General features: G+C 57.9%; 16 protein-coding genes. 9 read left to right on the top strand and 7 right to left on the bottom strand.

Annotation, left to right across the window (positions count from 1 at the left end; genetic code table 11):
- Nucleotides 1-54: 54 nt before the first annotated feature.
- The gene (locus ON16_RS01810) at nucleotides 55-2,040 is read right to left on the bottom strand and encodes a DHH family phosphoesterase (RefSeq protein WP_040658893.1); all 1,986 of its coding nucleotides are present in this window, start codon (nucleotides 2,038-2,040) and stop codon (nucleotides 55-57) included.
- A 542-nt stretch (nucleotides 2,041-2,582) separates the two neighbouring features.
- On the opposite strand from ON16_RS01810, the gene ON16_RS01805 reads away from it, so the two are divergent.
- Entirely contained in the window at nucleotides 2,583-4,241 is a 1,659-nt protein-coding gene (locus tag ON16_RS01805; protein WP_040658891.1) for a ribonuclease J, read from the top strand.
- A 147-nt stretch (nucleotides 4,242-4,388) separates the two neighbouring features.
- On the opposite strand, the gene ON16_RS01800 is transcribed toward ON16_RS01805, so the two are convergent.
- Nucleotides 4,389-6,086, bottom strand: coding sequence for a phospho-sugar mutase (locus tag ON16_RS01800; protein ID WP_040658890.1), 1,698 nt, complete (start codon nucleotides 6,084-6,086; stop codon nucleotides 4,389-4,391).
- A 187-nt stretch (nucleotides 6,087-6,273) separates the two neighbouring features.
- On the opposite strand from ON16_RS01800, the gene ON16_RS01795 reads away from it, so the two are divergent.
- Nucleotides 6,274-6,816 (top strand): stage V sporulation T C-terminal domain-containing protein, encoded by a 543-nt coding sequence (locus ON16_RS01795; RefSeq protein ID WP_040658888.1) that lies wholly within the window; start codon nucleotides 6,274-6,276, stop codon nucleotides 6,814-6,816.
- A 60-nt stretch (nucleotides 6,817-6,876) separates the two neighbouring features.
- On the opposite strand, the gene ON16_RS01790 is transcribed toward ON16_RS01795, so the two are convergent.
- Entirely contained in the window at nucleotides 6,877-7,914 is a 1,038-nt protein-coding gene (locus ON16_RS01790; RefSeq protein WP_040658886.1) for a PhnD/SsuA/transferrin family substrate-binding protein, read from the bottom strand.
- Between the two features lie 349 nt (nucleotides 7,915-8,263).
- Between ON16_RS01790 and ON16_RS01785 the strand changes: the two genes are divergently transcribed.
- The 3 genes from ON16_RS01785 to ON16_RS01775 all read left to right on the top strand — a co-directional run bounded on the left by ON16_RS01785 (nucleotide 8,264) and on the right by ON16_RS01775 (nucleotide 10,656).
- Nucleotides 8,264-8,608: a cupin domain-containing protein gene (locus tag ON16_RS01785; protein WP_040658884.1), complete on the top strand. Its 345-nt coding sequence runs from the start codon at nucleotides 8,264-8,266 to the stop codon at nucleotides 8,606-8,608.
- A gap of 13 nt (nucleotides 8,609-8,621) precedes the next feature.
- Complete coding sequence (locus tag ON16_RS01780) at nucleotides 8,622-8,978, top strand: Hpt domain-containing protein (protein ID WP_040658882.1); 357 nt, start codon at nucleotides 8,622-8,624, stop codon at nucleotides 8,976-8,978.
- A gap of 388 nt (nucleotides 8,979-9,366) precedes the next feature.
- On the top strand, nucleotides 9,367-10,656 hold the full coding sequence (locus ON16_RS01775) for an ATP-binding protein (protein ID WP_040658880.1): 1,290 nt from the start codon (nucleotides 9,367-9,369) through the stop codon (nucleotides 10,654-10,656).
- A gap of 89 nt (nucleotides 10,657-10,745) precedes the next feature.
- Here the strand turns inward: ON16_RS01775 and ON16_RS01770 are convergent, their stop codons facing one another.
- From ON16_RS01770 to ON16_RS01755, 4 genes are read right to left on the bottom strand one after another with little or no spacing between them, the layout of a single operon-like run.
- Nucleotides 10,746-11,459, bottom strand: a complete 714-nt coding sequence (locus ON16_RS01770) for an MBL fold metallo-hydrolase (RefSeq protein ID WP_243441744.1) — start codon at nucleotides 11,457-11,459, stop codon at nucleotides 10,746-10,748.
- On the bottom strand, nucleotides 11,456-11,767 hold the full coding sequence (locus ON16_RS01765) for a YbjQ family protein (RefSeq protein WP_040658877.1): 312 nt from the start codon (nucleotides 11,765-11,767) through the stop codon (nucleotides 11,456-11,458). The genes ON16_RS01770 and ON16_RS01765 overlap by 4 nt, the downstream gene beginning before the upstream one ends.
- Nucleotides 11,748-12,011, bottom strand: coding sequence for a hypothetical protein (locus ON16_RS01760; protein ID WP_040658875.1), 264 nt, complete (start codon nucleotides 12,009-12,011; stop codon nucleotides 11,748-11,750). Before ON16_RS01760 ends, ON16_RS01765 begins: the two co-directional genes overlap by 20 nt.
- A complete protein-coding gene (locus ON16_RS01755; RefSeq protein ID WP_243441743.1) occupies nucleotides 11,995-12,666 on the bottom strand; it encodes a MerR family transcriptional regulator in 672 nt (223 codons plus the stop codon). Before ON16_RS01755 ends, ON16_RS01760 begins: the two co-directional genes overlap by 17 nt.
- A 218-nt stretch (nucleotides 12,667-12,884) precedes the next feature.
- On the opposite strand from ON16_RS01755, the gene mutY reads away from it, so the two are divergent.
- Genes mutY through ON16_RS01735 form a run of 4 tightly spaced genes read left to right on the top strand, consistent with a single transcriptional unit; the run spans nucleotide 12,885 to nucleotide 15,696 of the window.
- On the top strand, nucleotides 12,885-13,973 hold the full coding sequence (gene mutY / locus ON16_RS01750; RefSeq protein ID WP_040658871.1) for an A/G-specific adenine glycosylase: 1,089 nt from the start codon (nucleotides 12,885-12,887) through the stop codon (nucleotides 13,971-13,973).
- A gap of 22 nt (nucleotides 13,974-13,995) precedes the next feature.
- Nucleotides 13,996-14,478 (top strand): GNAT family N-acetyltransferase, encoded by a 483-nt coding sequence (locus tag ON16_RS01745; protein WP_040658869.1) that lies wholly within the window; start codon nucleotides 13,996-13,998, stop codon nucleotides 14,476-14,478.
- 48 nt (nucleotides 14,479-14,526) lie between these two features.
- Nucleotides 14,527-15,009, top strand: a complete 483-nt coding sequence (locus tag ON16_RS01740; protein WP_040659800.1) for a GNAT family N-acetyltransferase — start codon at nucleotides 14,527-14,529, stop codon at nucleotides 15,007-15,009.
- Nucleotides 15,010-15,033: 24 nt separating this feature from the next.
- Nucleotides 15,034-15,696: a PF20097 family protein gene (locus ON16_RS01735; protein WP_040658868.1), complete on the top strand. Its 663-nt coding sequence runs from the start codon at nucleotides 15,034-15,036 to the stop codon at nucleotides 15,694-15,696.

The raw sequence follows: 15,696 nt of genomic DNA, 5'->3' as shown, positions 1-15,696 counted from the left end.
GTGTATCTCTCCTTATCCGTTCGGCCTGCTGCGGGCCGCTTGTGAATGCGGTTTTTATTTTTCCAGATAGGCGTCAATTGCCGCCTCCAACTGTTCAAGCACAGTTTTGGGGTCGCTGTTTTCAACGCGGCCGCCCGCTGTTGTGGAATTTCCGCCGCCGCCCAGCGTCTCCAAAATCACCTGCACGTTGATATCTCCCAGCGACCGGGCAGACATCAGCACGCCGTCTCCCGCCCGGTAGATGACAAACGATGCTTTCACGCCCTTGAGCGTCAGCAGTTCGTCGGCAGCCTGGGCCGCGGCAACCCGCTCCATGCCATCCTCCTGCACCGCGGCGATGGCGATTTCGTCCCGGTACATTTCTGCCTGACGGATGATATCATAGCGTGAGACCATTTCGCCCAAATCGTTTTGAAACAGCTTCTGCACATCGCTGGTATCCGCTCCGGCCCGGCGCAAAAACGCCGCCGCCTCAAAGGTTCGCCCGCCGGTGCGCATGGTAAAGTGCTTGGTGTCCAGCACGATGCCGGCAAGCAGCGCTTCGGCCTCCTCGCCCAGAAGATCGCTTGGCTCCACCAGATACTGCAAAAGCTCCGTCACCAGCTCTGACGCGGAGGAGGCATAAGGCTCGTGGAAATTCAGGGCTGCGTTTTCAATGTAGCTGGCGGCCCGCCGGTGGTGGTCAATCACCGCCACCCGGTTGCAGGATTCCAGCAGCGCCGGGCTTTCCACAAAGTCCGGCCGGTTGGTATCCACCACGATCAGCAGAGCCCCCGGCTGCATCCGCAGCAGAGCCTCGTTTCCGCTGATGAACACGTCGGTATATTCCACGCGCGCCCGCAGCTTTTCAAGAACGGCTTCCGCCGCGTTGTGATTGAGGTCGATAACCACCTGCGCCTGCTTGCCCAGTTTTCGCGCGGCACAGCAAAGGCCCGCCGCTGCGCCCACAGCATCCATATCGGCAAAGCTGTGACCCATGATAAAGACCTGCCGTGCGTCGTCCATCAACTCGCTGAGAGCGTTTGCCATCACCCGTGACTTTACCTTGGTGCGCTTTTCCGTGCTCTTGGTTCGTCCGCCGTAGAACTCAAAGTCCAGCTTGCCCCGCACCACCGCCTGATCTCCGCCGCGGCTGAGGGCCATCTCCAGCGACAGATTGGCGTTTTTGTAAAGCTCCACCATGCCGTCGGCCTCCCGGCCCACACCGATGGAGAGCGTGGGGTGGGAATTCTCTCCGCCGATCTCGCGCACCGTGTCCAGCACGGTGAACTTCTCCCCCACCAGGCGGGCATAATCCTTTTCCTCCATCAAAAGGAGGTAGCGGTCCCGGTTCGTTTTCACCAAAAGGCCCGCGTCCACCGCCCACTGGCTCAATTTTTCGTCGATCTGGGCCTGAATGGCGCTGCGCTGCGCCTCGCCGCTGACCTTCATCAGGTCCTCGTAGTTATCCACATTTAAAACCGCCACCACAGGGCGGGAATCTACGAATTTCTCCCGCATGGCGTCATAGTCCGTGGTGTCCACCCAATAGGTGGTTGCCACCAGATTTTGGCTGCCGTCCCGGTCTTTTGCCCGGACGAGGCTGCCGTATACCCGGAAGCGGTGGTTGTTCATCACCACCCGGTCAGGGCACTCCGGCTTTCCTTCCAGCAGCCACTCCACCGGAAAGCCCGGCACCGTGTCCTCCACTTTGATTTCAAACAGATGCTCCCGAACGCCGGCCAGCTGTAAAAAATCCTCGTTGCTCCAAATGACCTCGCCGGTGTCGGGCCGGAAAACCATGATGGGCAGGGGGGAGTTGATGAGGGTGGATTTGCTGGCAGCGTCCACGCTGCCGGTCAGGCTGTTGATATACTTTAAAATGCTCTGCTTGCGCTTTTGGGTGCTGGAGCGAAAAATGCAGTACATCCCCACAGTCACAGCGGCCTCCACCGCCGCCAGCATGGGATTGAAGGGGATGGCCGCTGCTGAAAACAGCAGCATACACAGGAAGTAAAGCTTCAGATTCGGTTCCAGCAGCCGGGAAAATTTTTTGTTCATGTCGATTGATCTCCTCCGGCGCGGTGCGCCGTATGCAATGTGATCGCATACCGATAGATTTTATAAGTATACCACCCCTTGCCTTTTCGGGCAAGATTTTTTCGCTTTCCTCAGGTTTTTTAACGCGGTTTCATGGGTCTTCCCGCATTTCGCGGATCGTTTTTCGAAAAATATGTATACAAATCCCGCAAGCGGTGGTATACTATTTTCTAATTACCACGCAAAAAGTCCCGCGCGCTGCGCGTTGAGCAGGCGTTTTCGCCGCTCCGCCGCCGCGGAATGTTGGTTTTTTTGTATTTCACTGGGCAGAACTGCGGTTCCATCCCGGTTTAATAAACGGACAATCTCATAGGGTGCAGCGCGGACGCAGTCCGTTCTTCCGCCGGCGAAACGGGGCCGAGCGGAGACGGATCGTCCTCGATTTGGTGCGGTTTTTTGCAGAGCAAAAGACCTTTGCGCCTTACTTTGGCACGCGTTTTTCCGCCAATCATCCAGAGATATCTCCGTATTCCTACATCATTTATAAAAGGAGTTCTCTATTTATGGCAGAAAAATTGAAAATTATCCCCCTCGGGGGACTGGATGAAATCGGAAAGAACATGACCGTTTACGAGTGCGGCGGCGAGATGATCGTCGTGGACTGCGGCATGGCCTTTCCCGGAGACGACATGTACGGTATTGATCTGGTGATCCCCGACGTGACGTATCTCATCAAAAACCGCGCCCGCGTCCGGGGCCTGTTCATTACCCACGGCCACGAGGATCACGTTGGCGCGATCCCTTACGTGCTCAAGCAGATCAACATGCCCATCTACTGCACCCGGCTCACCGCTGGCCTCATCAAGCTGAAGCTGGAGGAGCACGGGCTGACAAAGTCCACCAAACTCATTACCGTGGAGCCGGGCGAAACCGTCCGGGCCGGGAAATTCAACGTGGAGTTCATTCATGTGAACCACTCCATTGCGGATTCCGTGGCCTTTGCCATCCACACCCACATGGGCACCGTGGTCCACACCGGCGACTTTAAAATTGACTCCACCCCCATCGACGGCGAGGTCATGGACCTTGCCCGGCTGGGAGCGCTGGGGAAAGAGGGCGTGCTGGCCCTTTGCGCCGACTCCACCAACGTGGAGCGTCCGGGCTTTACCCCCTCCGAAAAACTGGTGGGCGCCACCTTTATGCGCCAGTTCTCCGGATGCAGCGAGCGCATCCTCGTCACCACCTTTGCCTCCAACGTCCACCGCATCCAGCAGGTGCTGGACGCCGCCGCCGCCACAGGGCGGAAGGTGGCCGTCACGGGCCGGTCCATGGAGAACATGATGCGGGTGTCTACGGAGCTTGGCTATATGAAGGTTCCCAAGAACACCCTTGTGGACATCAATAAAATTAAGGGCCTGCCGAAAAACAAGCAGGTCATCGTCACCACCGGCTCTCAGGGCGAGGAAATGAGCGCATTGTACCGCATGGCGTTTTCCACCCACCGCCAAGTGGAGTTGGGCGCGGGAGACAAGGTCATCATCTCCGCCTCCGCCATCCCCGGAAACGAGGTCACGGTGGGCCGGGTCATCAACGAGCTGTTCCGCAAGGGTGTGAACGTGGTCTATGACCGGGCGGACATTCTCCACGTCTCCGGCCACGCCTGTCAGGAGGAATTGAAGATCGTCCACGCGCTGACAAAGCCCCGTTTCTTTATCCCGCTTCACGGCGAACAGCGGATGCTGCAAATCCACTCCAATCTGGCCCAGTCCATGGGCATGGAGCGCAATCACATCGCCATCGGCGAAAACGGCTCCGTCATTGAGATTACCGGTAAGAGCATGAAGCTCAACGGAACCGTTCCCTCCGGCGAAGTGTATGTGGACGGCTCCGGCGTGGGCGATGTGGGCGCGGTGGTCATGCGGGACCGCAAGCGTCTGGCTGAGGACGGTATGGTGGTGGTCATCATGCCCGTCTCCTCCCAAGACGGGCAGCTGCTGTCAAAACCCGAGATTGTCACCCGCGGCTTCATCTACGTGAAGGAGTCCGACGAGATGATGCGGGAACTGGAAAACATCGCCTACGAGGCCGCCGCCAATGCTCCCCGCAAAAAGGGCCGGGACGACGGCGAGATGCGCAGCGCGGTAAAATCCGCTGTCAGCAACTATCTGTTCAAAAACACCCAGCGCAATCCCATGGTCATCCCCGTGGTCACAAAGCTGTAAAAAAGAGAAGTCCGCCCGGAGCGTTGCTCCGGGCGGACTTTTTCTGCATGTTCATGACAGGCGCCGTTGCTTTACTCCCATCCGCCCGATAAAGTACGTTTGAACGGGTATACTGACCGCAAGCATCAATCCCCACACGCGGCAGGCTCACCGGCTGCGTTCCATCAGCTCTCCAACGGCCTGACGCAGTTCCAAAAGCGCCCGCTCCGCCTCTTCGGCACTCTCTCCCCGGCAGGAGAGATAAAATTTGATTTTCGGCTCCGTGCCGGAAGGGCGCACCGTCAGCTTGGCCCCGCCGCTCAGATGAAACTCCAGCACATTGGCGGCAGGCAGTCCCGTGGCCGCGCCGTCCTCATAGTCCACTGCCCGCTCCACGGCGAAACCGCCCAGTGCCGTGGGTGGGGCTGTCCGCAGTCCGTCCATCAGGACGTTCATGGTTTCCATGCCTGCCTGTCCGTCAAAGCCAAAGCTCTCCAGCCCGTTGCGGTAGTAACCAAACTCCCGGTACAGCGCCTCCAAGGCGTCCAAAAGCGTCTCGCCCCGGCGCTTATAGTAATTCGCCATTTCACAGGCCAGCATCACCGCATTCACTGCGTCCTTGTCCCGGACGTGGGGGCCGCTGAGATAGCCATAGCTTTCTTCGCAACCAAAAATAAACCGATCCGTCTGGCCCGCAGCCTCCAAAACGCCGATCTGCTCGCCGATGAATTTGAATCCGGTGAGCATCCGCCGCAGCTCCACGCCGTACTTTTCTGCCACCGGCCCTAGCATCTCCGTGGTGACGATGGTGGTGACCGCCACGGGCCGATCCGGCATGGTTCCGGACTCCGTCCGCCTGCGGCAGATGTAGTCCAGCAGAAGCACGCCCATCTCGTTGCCGGAAATCAGACGGTAGCCGCCCTCCCCATCCGGTACGGCGGAACCCATCCGGTCGCAGTCCGGGTCGGTGGCCAGCAGCAGGTCGGGCCGCACCCGGCGGCACAGGTCCAGTCCCTTTTGCAGCGCCTCCCGAATCTCCGGATTGGGATACGGACAGGTGGGAAAGTGCCCGTCCGGCTCCGCCTGTTCATGAACCAAGGTCACGTCCTTGATCCCCAGCTTTTTCAAAAGCCGCTCCACGCACTCAAGGCCCGCGCCGTTGAGCGGCGTATAAACCAGTTTCAAATCCCAATCGGGCATCGCCTCTCCGGCCATGCGGGCAGGGCTTTGTGCGCACACCGCGTCCACAAACGCGTCCAGACACTCGTCCTGAATTTCGTTGATCAGCGGCGATCCGGCATTGGTCAGGCGCACGCCGTCGAAGCAGTCCACCTGGGCGATCTCCTTTTGAATGGCAGCGGCAGTCTCCAGCGTAATTTGGCAGCCATCGTGTCCGTAGACCTTGTAGCCGTTGTACCGGGCGGGATTATGGCTGGCGGTGACACAGATGCCCGCGCCGCAGTCCAGCGCCCGCACCGCCCAGCTGAGGGCGGGCGTTGGCTCCAGCCGGGGATAGATGTGGACAGTAATGCCGTTGCCCGCCAGCACCCGGGCCGCTTCTGTGGCAAAACGGCGGCTTTTGATCCGGCTGTCACAGCTGATGGCCACCCTGCGGGGCAGGTCTGTGCCGTTTAAATAGTTGGCAAGGCCCTGTGTGGCCTTGCGCACCGTATAAATGTTCATGCGGTTGCTGCCTGCGCCCAACTCGCCCCGCAGTCCGCCGGTTCCAAATTCCAAATCCCGGTAGAACCGATCGTTCAACTCCTCCTTGGAGCCTAGATCGGAAAGCGCCTGAAGATCGGACAGCAGATCCGGATCCTCGATGGCGCGGGTCCTCCAGCGGGTAAAATCTTCCCGAAAAGTCATTGCAGTTGCCCCCTTTTATTCTCCATCCATTGATACCATATCAGCCATCGAGAAGCAAGCAAAAATAAAAAATTTGCGTACATCCATCGGTTTCCAGACAGTTCCAGCGCATCCAGCCGCATAGGGAAACAAATCCTGCGGATAATAACTCCACCAAGCCAAATGATACCTTAGGAGGAATTTATAGATGAAAGCCACTGGAATTGTACGCCGCATAGACGATCTGGGTCGGGTAGTCATCCCCAAGGAAATCCGCCGCACCATGCGCATCCGTGAGGGCGACCCGTTAGAGATTTACACCAGCCGGGACGGCGAGGTGATTTTCAAAAAGTATTCCCTGCTGGGCGGGGTGGAGGATTTTGCGGGACAGCTCTGCGAGTCGGTCAGCAAATCCACCGGGGCCGTCTGCGCTGTCACTGACCGGGACAATGTCGTGGCTGTGGCCGGCGGAGGGCGGAAAGAGCTGCTGGGCAAGCACATTTCTCCGGAGCTGGAGGAACAAATGGAGTCCCGCAAGGTATATCAGTTTGACCCCGCGCAACCGCCCATGCCGGTGAGCGACGCCACCGAAAAATTTCAGACTTTGCTGGCAGCCCCCATCCTTTCAGAAGGCGACCTGCTGGGAGCGGTGGTTTTCGTGGGGCAGGACCCCGCTATCCCCGTCAGCGAAACGGAGTATAAGCTGGCGCAGACCATCGCCGCATTTCTGGGCAAGCATATGGAGAGCTGAATCTTAAAAAACGCGCCGGGAAGCAGCTGCTTCCCGGCGCGTTTCACGCACTCTTTCCACTCACTCCCCCAGCGTGGCCAAGCGGCGCATCCCGTCTAAATCGCCGTTGCTCACCGGTGCGGAGAGAACGCCGCCTAAAACAGGGGTGACCTCGCCCTGCTTGGAGCATACCGCGGTCAACGCCGCCGCAAGCGCCGAGCGAAACGGCTCCCCGGTCAGCGCCGCGTCGCCCGGACGGACCGCCAGCACCGTGTCATAGGATTTCTCCGTGACACCGATGACCGCAGTCTCCTCAAAAATACCGCGGGAACGGTTCAGTCCCGCCTTCCATTGATCCGCAAAATCAATCCGCATATCGGCAGGGATCACCGCGACATCGGCAGTGCCGTCCGCCAGAGCGGAGAGAAGCGAAAAACCGCCGTCTTCCCCAAAGCTGCCGGAGGAAAGATTGCTGAGATCAGAGAGGGTATTCCCTTCGTAGTGATCCGCCAGCCACACAGAGGCCATGTTTTTCCCCTCTACGCCGACGACCCAGACTGCCCGGTCCAGTTCGTCCCATGTAAGGGCCGTGCCGGAAGCGGCCCGGGCCGCCAGCTGGCTGCCATAGTCCGACGGGCCGGCTAAAATCAGCAGTCTCTGTCCACCGGAGGATTCTTCGCTCCAGCTGGTTTCCCGGTCCAGCCAGTCGGCGGCGTCTCCGCTGTCGGGCAGGGCGGTTCGCATCCCCGCCGTCAGCAGCGGAACAGCGTCTCCGCCCATCTGTGCGAAGGTGTCTCCCGGCAGCACCGCCAGATCCACACCGCCTTCCGCCAGCGCCTGCATTGTGGCGGCGGGGGACGCGCCAACGGTGATTTCCACCGTTTCCACCTCCACGCCCTGCTCCGCCAAAGCGGATTTCAGCGTATCGGGCAGCGTTTGCAGCGCCGACATCAGTGCGGAGGCCGATACGTTTTCCCCCCGCGTCAGCTCCAGCCGCAGGGCGTCCAGCTTCACTTGTTCGGCGGACACGGCAGAGGACGCCGCTCCATTCCCCTGTCCGCAGGCGGACAGTCCCGCAAGCAGCAAAAGCATCGCCAGCATAAATCCTGTCTTTTTCATGGCAGCCTCCTGTCATCGTCAATTTAGGCGGAAAAACCGGACGGAAGGTCCGGTCTTTTCCGTAAATGGAAGTTCGATCTTTCTTGTGAGATAAGGGTGGACTTTTCTGGATAAACTTGGTATAATAACCACCAAGTTGTCACAATCCTGTACATATTGCCGTCTAAATCTCCGGCATAGGCGAATTTCCAACCGAGCGATTCCCCGAACGCAATATTGCAGTTGTCAAGCAATCGCCCTATTCGTTTTGCGCACTCCGCACACAAGGATTTCTATGATCTAATTGTACCACCGGAATCCGCCGGACGCAAGTCGGCGGCATGGTTATCAAGAATAGGAGGGCTTTAAAATGTATCAATTATCAGCAGATTGTCCCCGCGAAGAACGGCAGGTAGGCGGTGGGACAGGTCTTGTCCGTATGCAGGTGTTGGCACGGGCGGAGCAAATGTACCACAGCGCCCGGCTATTCAACCATATCACGCTGGACCCCGGCTGCTCCATCGGGTATCACGCGCACGAGCACGAAACGGAGTTCTATTACATACTTAGCGGCGAAGCCGTTTTTAACGACAACGGCAAAGAAGTTGTCCTTCACGCCGGAGATGTCACCGAGACTGGTTACGGTCAGTCCCACGGCATGGAAAACCGCAGTACCGCCCCGGTCGAGCTGATTGCCCTGATCGTCACGGAGTAAGGCGGCGATTCACATGAGTGAACTGACTGAACGGCTCCGCACTGCGGGCGCGGATATGGACGGCGCTATGAACCGGTTGATGAACGACGAGGCGCTTTACGCCACTTGCTTCAACTACTTTATGGAGGATCCGTCCTTTGTCGCGCTGGGCGAAGCACTGCGTACAAAGGACTATACCGCCGCATTCGAGGCATCTCACGCGCTGAAGGGCGTGGCGGGAAACCTGGGTCTGACTCAGCTGTATCAGCTCAGCGGTCAGCTGGTGGAGCCGCTGCGCCACGGTCAGCCCGAGAACACCGATCTGGCAGGCCTGTACGAAGCGCTTATCAAGGAGAGGGATTCCTTGAAAGCTCTGACAGGAACGCAATAACTACCCAAGCAGGGTGGAAAAGCAAGATTTTCCACCCTGCGTTTTTCTGCTTATTTTCGTGCGCACAATCGTTCTGCCCTGCCAGCACACGGATACTCCGTATTATGCTCCCGCAAAATACGCCAGGATACTTCATTTATCTAACGAGTTATGGTAATAAAGCCCAAAATGTCATTTGATTTTTTGTAAATATATGATATAATCTCTGTTAATTAGTTGTTATATCTCATTCGCTCATTTTGCATATAGGCACAAAAATTTCAGCCGGTGGCTGAAACATGGAGTTATGATATGGCGAACGAGCTTCGCTGAATTCATACCCCATGCGGCGTTCTGCCCGATTGCCGAGACGCTGCGCAGAATTTATTGAATAAGGAAGTGACTCGAATTGGTTCGCACCGCATACGAACATCTGAAAAAATGGAAAGAACGAAAGACCCGGCGGCCCCTGATCCTGCGCGGTCCCCGGCAAGTGGGAAAAACATGGCTGCTGCGGGAATTTGGTGAAAAGGAGTACGAATGCTCCGTCTATATCAACTTTGAAGAGAACACGCAGATCGCCAGCCTTTTTTCCGGTCCCCCCTCGGTGGATCGGATCATCACGGGACTCGGCCTATGCGCCGGGCACTCCATCGACCCGGCATCCACCCTGCTGATCTTTGACGAGATTCAAGCCGTTCCTCAGGCACTCTCCTGTTTGAAGACCTTCAGCAAGGACGCGCCGGAGTTTCACATTCTCTGCGCCAGCAGCGGACTGGACGCGGCGCTGCGCGCGGGGGCGGCCTTTCCCGCGGAATGGGTGGAGGTTTTCGATCTGCACCCCATGTCATTCTTTGAATTTCTTCTGGCCGCAGGCAAGGAATCGTACGTCACAATGCTTCGTGAGCGCCGCTATGACCTGACGCCCAGCTATCGTCAGGATTACATCCGTTTTTTGAAATATTACTGCTTTGTTGGCGGTATGCCGGAGGCTGTGGCGGCTTTTTCAGAAAGGCGGGACTTCTCCGCTGCCCGGGAGGCACAGCGCCGCATCCTGACCGTCTACGAACAGGGGTTTTCTAAGTCCGCTCCCGCCGAGGCATTGCCGCGCATTCGGATGCTCTGGAACAGCATTCCCCGGCAGTTGGATCGGGATAACCGAAAGTTTATCTTCGGGGCGATGAAGGAGGGGGCCAGAGCGCGGGACTTTGAAACCGCTCTGGCTTGGCTGACGGACAACGGTCTTGTTCGGGACATTCATCGCGCGTCACTGCCGGAATCGCCGCTGGAGGCCAGCGAAGACGTTCGGGCGTTTAAACTGTTTTTGCCGGATGTGGGCCTTCTGGGCTGCCTGCTGGGGCTGCGGCAGGATACCCTTTTGGATGACAACGCCGTGTTTTGGGCATATCACGGGGCGTTGACGGAACAGTATGTCCTCCAGCAGCTGGATTCTCTGAATCAAATGGTAGTGTGCTACTGGGTTGCCGAACGGGGAACGGCGGAAGTGGAGTTTTTGGTGGACAACTGCATGGATGCCATTCCTGTGGAAATCGCCGTGGAACAGAATTTGCAGTCCAAAAAGCTGAAGGTCTTCCGGGAAAAGTTTCATCCCAAGCAGTCCATCCGCACCTCTCTTTCGGACTACCGCCGGGAACCGGGGCTTTTGAACCTGCCCCTCTGGGCACTTGAAACGCTGTAAACCGGATTTTACAAATCAAAACAAAAGCGCTCCGCGGTTCGATTGAACCGCGGAGCGCTTTTGCGTATTCTATTTAAAGGGAGCGCCGGTCAAAGGTCCCACTGCTGTCCCAGACGCTCCACCGGCAGCACCGTTTTCTTCCATTGCGGATATTCCCGCAAAAACGCTTCCGTGGGACGGTAGTCCTCCCACTGGTGCATGGGGATAACCTTCTCCACCCGGGCAAGCTCCAGAAGATACCGAAGGCCCCAATCGGCGGCTCCCGCCTGCCGGGGGTCCAGCGGGACAAAAGCCAGATCAATCTTCCGATCCCGCAGCGGTTCAATGTACCGCTTGAAGTCCGCCTCCATATTTCGGTTCCACGCTTTGTCCTCTTCCTCCCAGTGCCACCAGTTCAAATCCCCGGCGTGGTAAAGGGTCTTCCCTTCGCAGGTGATGAGAAACGCCACTCCCTCGTCGGTAGACGGCAGTGTCTCCACCGTCACACCATGGGGCAGGTCTATTTTCTCATTTCCCCCCAGAATGGAGCACTTTTCTGCCGTTTCATTCGACAGGCCCCACTTTTCCCGATTATGGTCCGAGAGTATGATGTCCTTTCCCAGCAGGAACCGAATCTCCCGCGTATCGTTGTCCAGCGAGAAAATATGGGGATCAAAATGGTCGTGGTGCTGATGGCTGGCAAAGCAGAGCAGGGGTTTGTCGGGCAACGGCTGCAAATCCCCTTTCCACCAGTCCAGAAGCAGACAGAGGTTCTCCAGCTCCACCAAAAAGCCGCTGTGGGCCAAAAAGGTCACCCGCATCATTTGAACTTCACAGCCGTGCCGTAGGCCACCACTTCGGCCGCCCCCTGCATCACGGACGAGGACGCATACCGCATCCCCACCACCGCGTCGGCGCCCAGATTCTCCGCCGCGTCCGCCATGCGCTTGGTGGCAATGGCCCGGGCCTCGTTCAGCATTTCGGTGTAGCCCACAATTTCGCCGCCCACCAGCGTCTTCATCCCGGCCATAAAGTCCCGGCCAAAGTTCTTGCTGTAAACCACGGTGCCTTTCACCACATCCAGCGCCTCAAATTCCTGTCCGGGAATCGTCTCAATAGTTACCAGCTTCATCTTCTTCTCCTCCTGCAATTTCTTTCATTCTTTGATGTCTTACAATTAAAATTGGTATAATCAAAGCCGCGTCCACCGCAGCCAAACACAGCAAAATGATCCCCATTGTGCTGGCGGGGCCGCACCGTCCCCGCAGCCACAGCAGCACTGCGGCCATCGCCGCCTCCCAGAGCACGGCAACGAGCGTGTCTGCGTTGGCTTTTCTGCGGCGTTCCCGCTGCCGGGATTCAAAATCGCCTTGCATCATCTTCCTCCCGCTTGCCAATCTCTCTGAGCCGCTGGATCAGCGCAATGCCCACGCCGATGATAACCACGGCGGGAATTCCGATAAACAGCGCCAGCACCGGCATCGGCGGCGCGCCCGCCGGGTCCGTGTCAAAGCCCCAGAGCATCAGCCAGATTACGCCGATCATCAGCATCGCCATCAAAACCGCGCACACGATGGGGGCCACGTACCGTCTGCGCACATCGTCTTTCTGCTTGTTCATAAAGGTCGTTCCCTCCTGTTCCATCTGTTCCATCTGCGCAAGCACCGCCGCCGCATCCAGATCCTCCAGCGTGATTCCGTTTTCCGCCAGCTGACCGCACACCGTCCGCGCCTTGCTCAGGTTCTCCGTCTCCCGGTCGATGGCCACCTGATGGCGGCGCATGGCGTCCGCCACCGTCAGCCGCCCGCTTTGAAGCCGCCGGATTTCCTCAATGGGAACGCCCAGCTTGCGTAGCAGCTTAATCCGCCGCAGGGCCTCCACATCGCCGTCGCCATAGTTCCGGTAGCCATTTTCGCTGTTGCGCTGGGGATTTAGAAGTCCTTCCGCCTCGTAAAATCGGATGTTCTTCTTGGTGATACCCACCAACTGTTCCACTTCGTTGATCTTCAAAGCCCGTTCCCTCGCTTTCACGTTGTATCCTATACCCTCCACCAAGGGAAAGGTCAAGTGGTTTTGATAAATTTCTAAAAAAAAATATCCCGCCGTGCCCGGGATATGATATACTGAGAAGCAATCAAAAAGAGTGGAACGCGCAAACAGTTACGGCGGCGGTCTCTCGCGGATCAGGACACGGCTTCGTGCGTAATCGCGCCGCAAAATGCGAAATTCAATTAGGAGTATATAATATCATGCCCCATACCCCGCTGACAACTCTATCGGAAATTGTTTTGCCTTTACTGGCGTGGTATCATACCAGCGCCCGGGATTTGCCTTGGCGGAAAACACGGGATCCCTACCCCATCTGGGTGTCGGAGATCATGCTCCAGCAAACCCGTGTGGCGGCGGTTTTGGGCTATTATCAGCGTTTTCTTGCAGCCTTCCCCTCGGTGGAAGCTCTGGCCAACGCGCCGGAAGAGCAGTTGATGAAGCTGTGGGAAGGTCTTGGTTATTACAGCCGGGCCAGAAATTTGCAAAAAGCGGCCAAGACCGTGATGCAGGATTTTGCCGGGAAATTTCCGGATACCTACGAGGAGCTTTTAACCCTGCCGGGGATTGGGGACTACACCGCCTCGGCCATTGCCTCCGCCGCCTTCGGTCGGCGGGAACCGGCGGTGGACGGAAACGTACTCCGGGTATTTTCCCGGCTGGAGGACGATCACAGCGACATAGGGGACCCGAAAACAAAAAAGGCCGTCCGGGCGCGAATTGAGGAGATCATGCCCGACAGTTCGGAGGATATCCGCGTCTTCAATCAGGCGTTTATGGAGCTGGGGGCCGTGGTATGCGTCCCCAACGGCCCTCCGAAATGCCTGCTCTGCCCGCTGGCGGAGCGATGCCTTGGCCGAAAGCGGGGCACGGCGGAGAGCCTTCCGGTGAAAGCGCCCAAAAAGGCGCGGCGGGTGGAGGAAAAAACGGTGTTCATCTTTTCACGGGAGGGGAAAATCGCCCTGCGCAAGCGACCCGAAGACGGCCTGCTGGCAGGTCTGTGGGAATTTCCAAACGTGGATGGCACACTGGACGAGGCCGCTGCCGGAGCACAGGCTGCCCTCTGGGATTTGACGCCGGTGGACTGGGACCGGCGGCTGACGGCAAAGCACATCTTCTCCCATGTGGAGTGGCGCATGACCGGATACGTGTTAAGCGTTGCCGGAAATGGACCGGAGGACTTTTTCTGGGCGGATGGAGCGACGCTGGAAGAGCGGGCCGTGCCGTCGGCTTTCGCCCGCTTTTTGACCGAAGCGAAGACCGCGCTGAACAAGGAGAACCCGGAGCCATAAAATCATAAGGGAGGTCTGTGCCATGGATTTGACGCTGGAGCTTGCGTATGACGATCAGCAGGAGATTCGGCCCCTGTTTCAGGAGTACACGGATATGCTGGTGCAGGAAAGTCCTTCCTTTGCAAATTATCTGCGCATTCAGCACTACGGCGCGGAGCTGGACGATCTGCGGAGCAAATATGGCCTGCCGGACGGGCGGCTGTATCTGGCCCGGGCGGACGGGGCTGTGGCCGGGTGCGCGGCGCTGCGAAAGCTGGACGATACGCGCTGTGAGCTGAAGCGGATGTACGTCCGGCCCCCATTCCGGGGTCTGGGGATTTCCGCAGTCCTTCTGGATCGGATTCTGGCGGACGCGCGGGAAATTGGCTACCGCAAAATTCTGCTGGACACTCTCCCCTTTCTCACCACCGCCATTGCCATGTACAAGCGGCGGGGATTTACAGAGATTCCCTGCTATAACGACAGTCCCCTGCCGGAGACGATTTACCTGTGTCTGACGCTGTGACGCGGCGGCGCAAGTCTTGGAATGCGAACGGAAAGCGAGGAACAAATCATGTTACTGACATTGGAATCGGCCTATGAACAGCCGGAGGTCATGCGCTCCATGATCCAAGAATATGTGGACACTCTGATTTTGGCGGTGCCGCCCTTTGCGTCCTATTTGCAGGTGCAGCACTGCGACGCGGAGCTGGCCAACCTGCGCCAGAAGTACGGCAAACCCGACGGGCGGCTGTATCTGGCCCGGGCGGACGGAAAACCGGCGGGCTGCGTGGCATTGCGAAAGCTGGACGACAAAACCTGCGAGATGAAACGGCTGTATGTCCGGCCCCAGTTCCGGAGAAAGCGAATCGGGGCGGCGCTGGTGAACCGTCTTCTTTCCGACGCGCGGGAAATCGGTTACCAGTACATGAATCTCGATACCCTGCCCATGCTGACCACCGCCATCCACATGTACCGCAGGCTGGGGTTTTACGAGATTCCCCGATACAACGACAGTCCCCTGCCGGAGACGATTTTCATGCAGCTGAAGCTATAATGCGGACAAAGGAGGAATGACGACATGGCCTTTTGGAACCGAGACGACGAGGGTGAGTGGGAAAAATACCAGAAGTCCAGAGGAAAACAGCCGCAGAAACCGCCCCAGCAGCCTCAAGAGCCTCAGGAATCTTGTCAGGAGGACGCGCCCTCCTTTTCCGACGAGTTCCGCGCCTATTTTAAAACCGTACGGCAGGCCCGGCCCGCGGAAAGCAGCGATGCGACCAAGCCGAACGAATCGGGCTTGACAGCAAGGGGCATGCTGGACAGTTTTATTTCCAGCTTTAAGCCCGATCATCACGACAAGCCGGAGGAGCCGGAATCACCGCCGGAGAAATGCCCGTGGTGCGGAAAAGATATGCAAAAGGGCTATCTATCTGGCGGGCGGGACGGCGCCCGCTGGTCAGCAGAAACACCGGGATTGCTGGTCAGCACGGTGTCGATTCAGGACGAGGGCGGCTGGCTGGACAGCGCCTATAAGGTCTGCTGGTTCTGCAAGGACTGTCAAAAAATTTTTTTTGACACGGCAAATCTGGACGCGCCGCTGGGTACAAAGCCCCTCTCCGACAGTATTTTGAATACGCTGTCCGACGCGGAAAAGATGTCTTACGCGGTGCATCAGGGATGCGAAACAGCGCCGCCCGATCATCCGGGAGAAACATACGAGGAAACAGAAAAGGGAGAATAA

It is taken from the genome of Oscillibacter ruminantium GH1 (assembly GCF_000307265.1).
Classification (GTDB): domain Bacteria; phylum Bacillota; class Clostridia; order Oscillospirales; family Oscillospiraceae; genus Oscillibacter; species Oscillibacter ruminantium.
This window is presented reverse-complemented; position numbering and strand designations above follow the sequence as displayed.

Coding starts and splice junctions, on each gene's coding strand:
- ON16_RS01810 (WP_040658893.1), bottom strand. CDS start 2,040: ATGAACAAAAAATTTTCCCGGCTGCTGGAACCGAATCTGAAGCTTTAC.
- ON16_RS01805 (WP_040658891.1), top strand. CDS start 2,583: ATGGCAGAAAAATTGAAAATTATCCCCCTCGGGGGACTGGATGAAATC.
- ON16_RS01800 (WP_040658890.1), bottom strand. CDS start 6,086: ATGACTTTTCGGGAAGATTTTACCCGCTGGAGGACCCGCGCCATCGAG.
- ON16_RS01795 (WP_040658888.1), top strand. CDS start 6,274: ATGAAAGCCACTGGAATTGTACGCCGCATAGACGATCTGGGTCGGGTA.
- ON16_RS01790 (WP_040658886.1), bottom strand. CDS start 7,914: ATGAAAAAGACAGGATTTATGCTGGCGATGCTTTTGCTGCTTGCGGGA.
- ON16_RS01785 (WP_040658884.1), top strand. CDS start 8,264: ATGTATCAATTATCAGCAGATTGTCCCCGCGAAGAACGGCAGGTAGGC.
- ON16_RS01780 (WP_040658882.1), top strand. CDS start 8,622: ATGAGTGAACTGACTGAACGGCTCCGCACTGCGGGCGCGGATATGGAC.
- ON16_RS01770 (WP_243441744.1), bottom strand. CDS start 11,459: ATGATGCGGGTGACCTTTTTGGCCCACAGCGGCTTTTTGGTGGAGCTG.
- ON16_RS01765 (WP_040658877.1), bottom strand. CDS start 11,767: ATGAAGCTGGTAACTATTGAGACGATTCCCGGACAGGAATTTGAGGCG.
- ON16_RS01760 (WP_040658875.1), bottom strand. CDS start 12,011: ATGCAAGGCGATTTTGAATCCCGGCAGCGGGAACGCCGCAGAAAAGCC.
- mutY (WP_040658871.1), top strand. CDS start 12,885: ATGCCCCATACCCCGCTGACAACTCTATCGGAAATTGTTTTGCCTTTA.
- ON16_RS01745 (WP_040658869.1), top strand. CDS start 13,996: ATGGATTTGACGCTGGAGCTTGCGTATGACGATCAGCAGGAGATTCGG.
- ON16_RS01740 (WP_040659800.1), top strand. CDS start 14,527: ATGTTACTGACATTGGAATCGGCCTATGAACAGCCGGAGGTCATGCGC.
- ON16_RS01735 (WP_040658868.1), top strand. CDS start 15,034: ATGGCCTTTTGGAACCGAGACGACGAGGGTGAGTGGGAAAAATACCAG.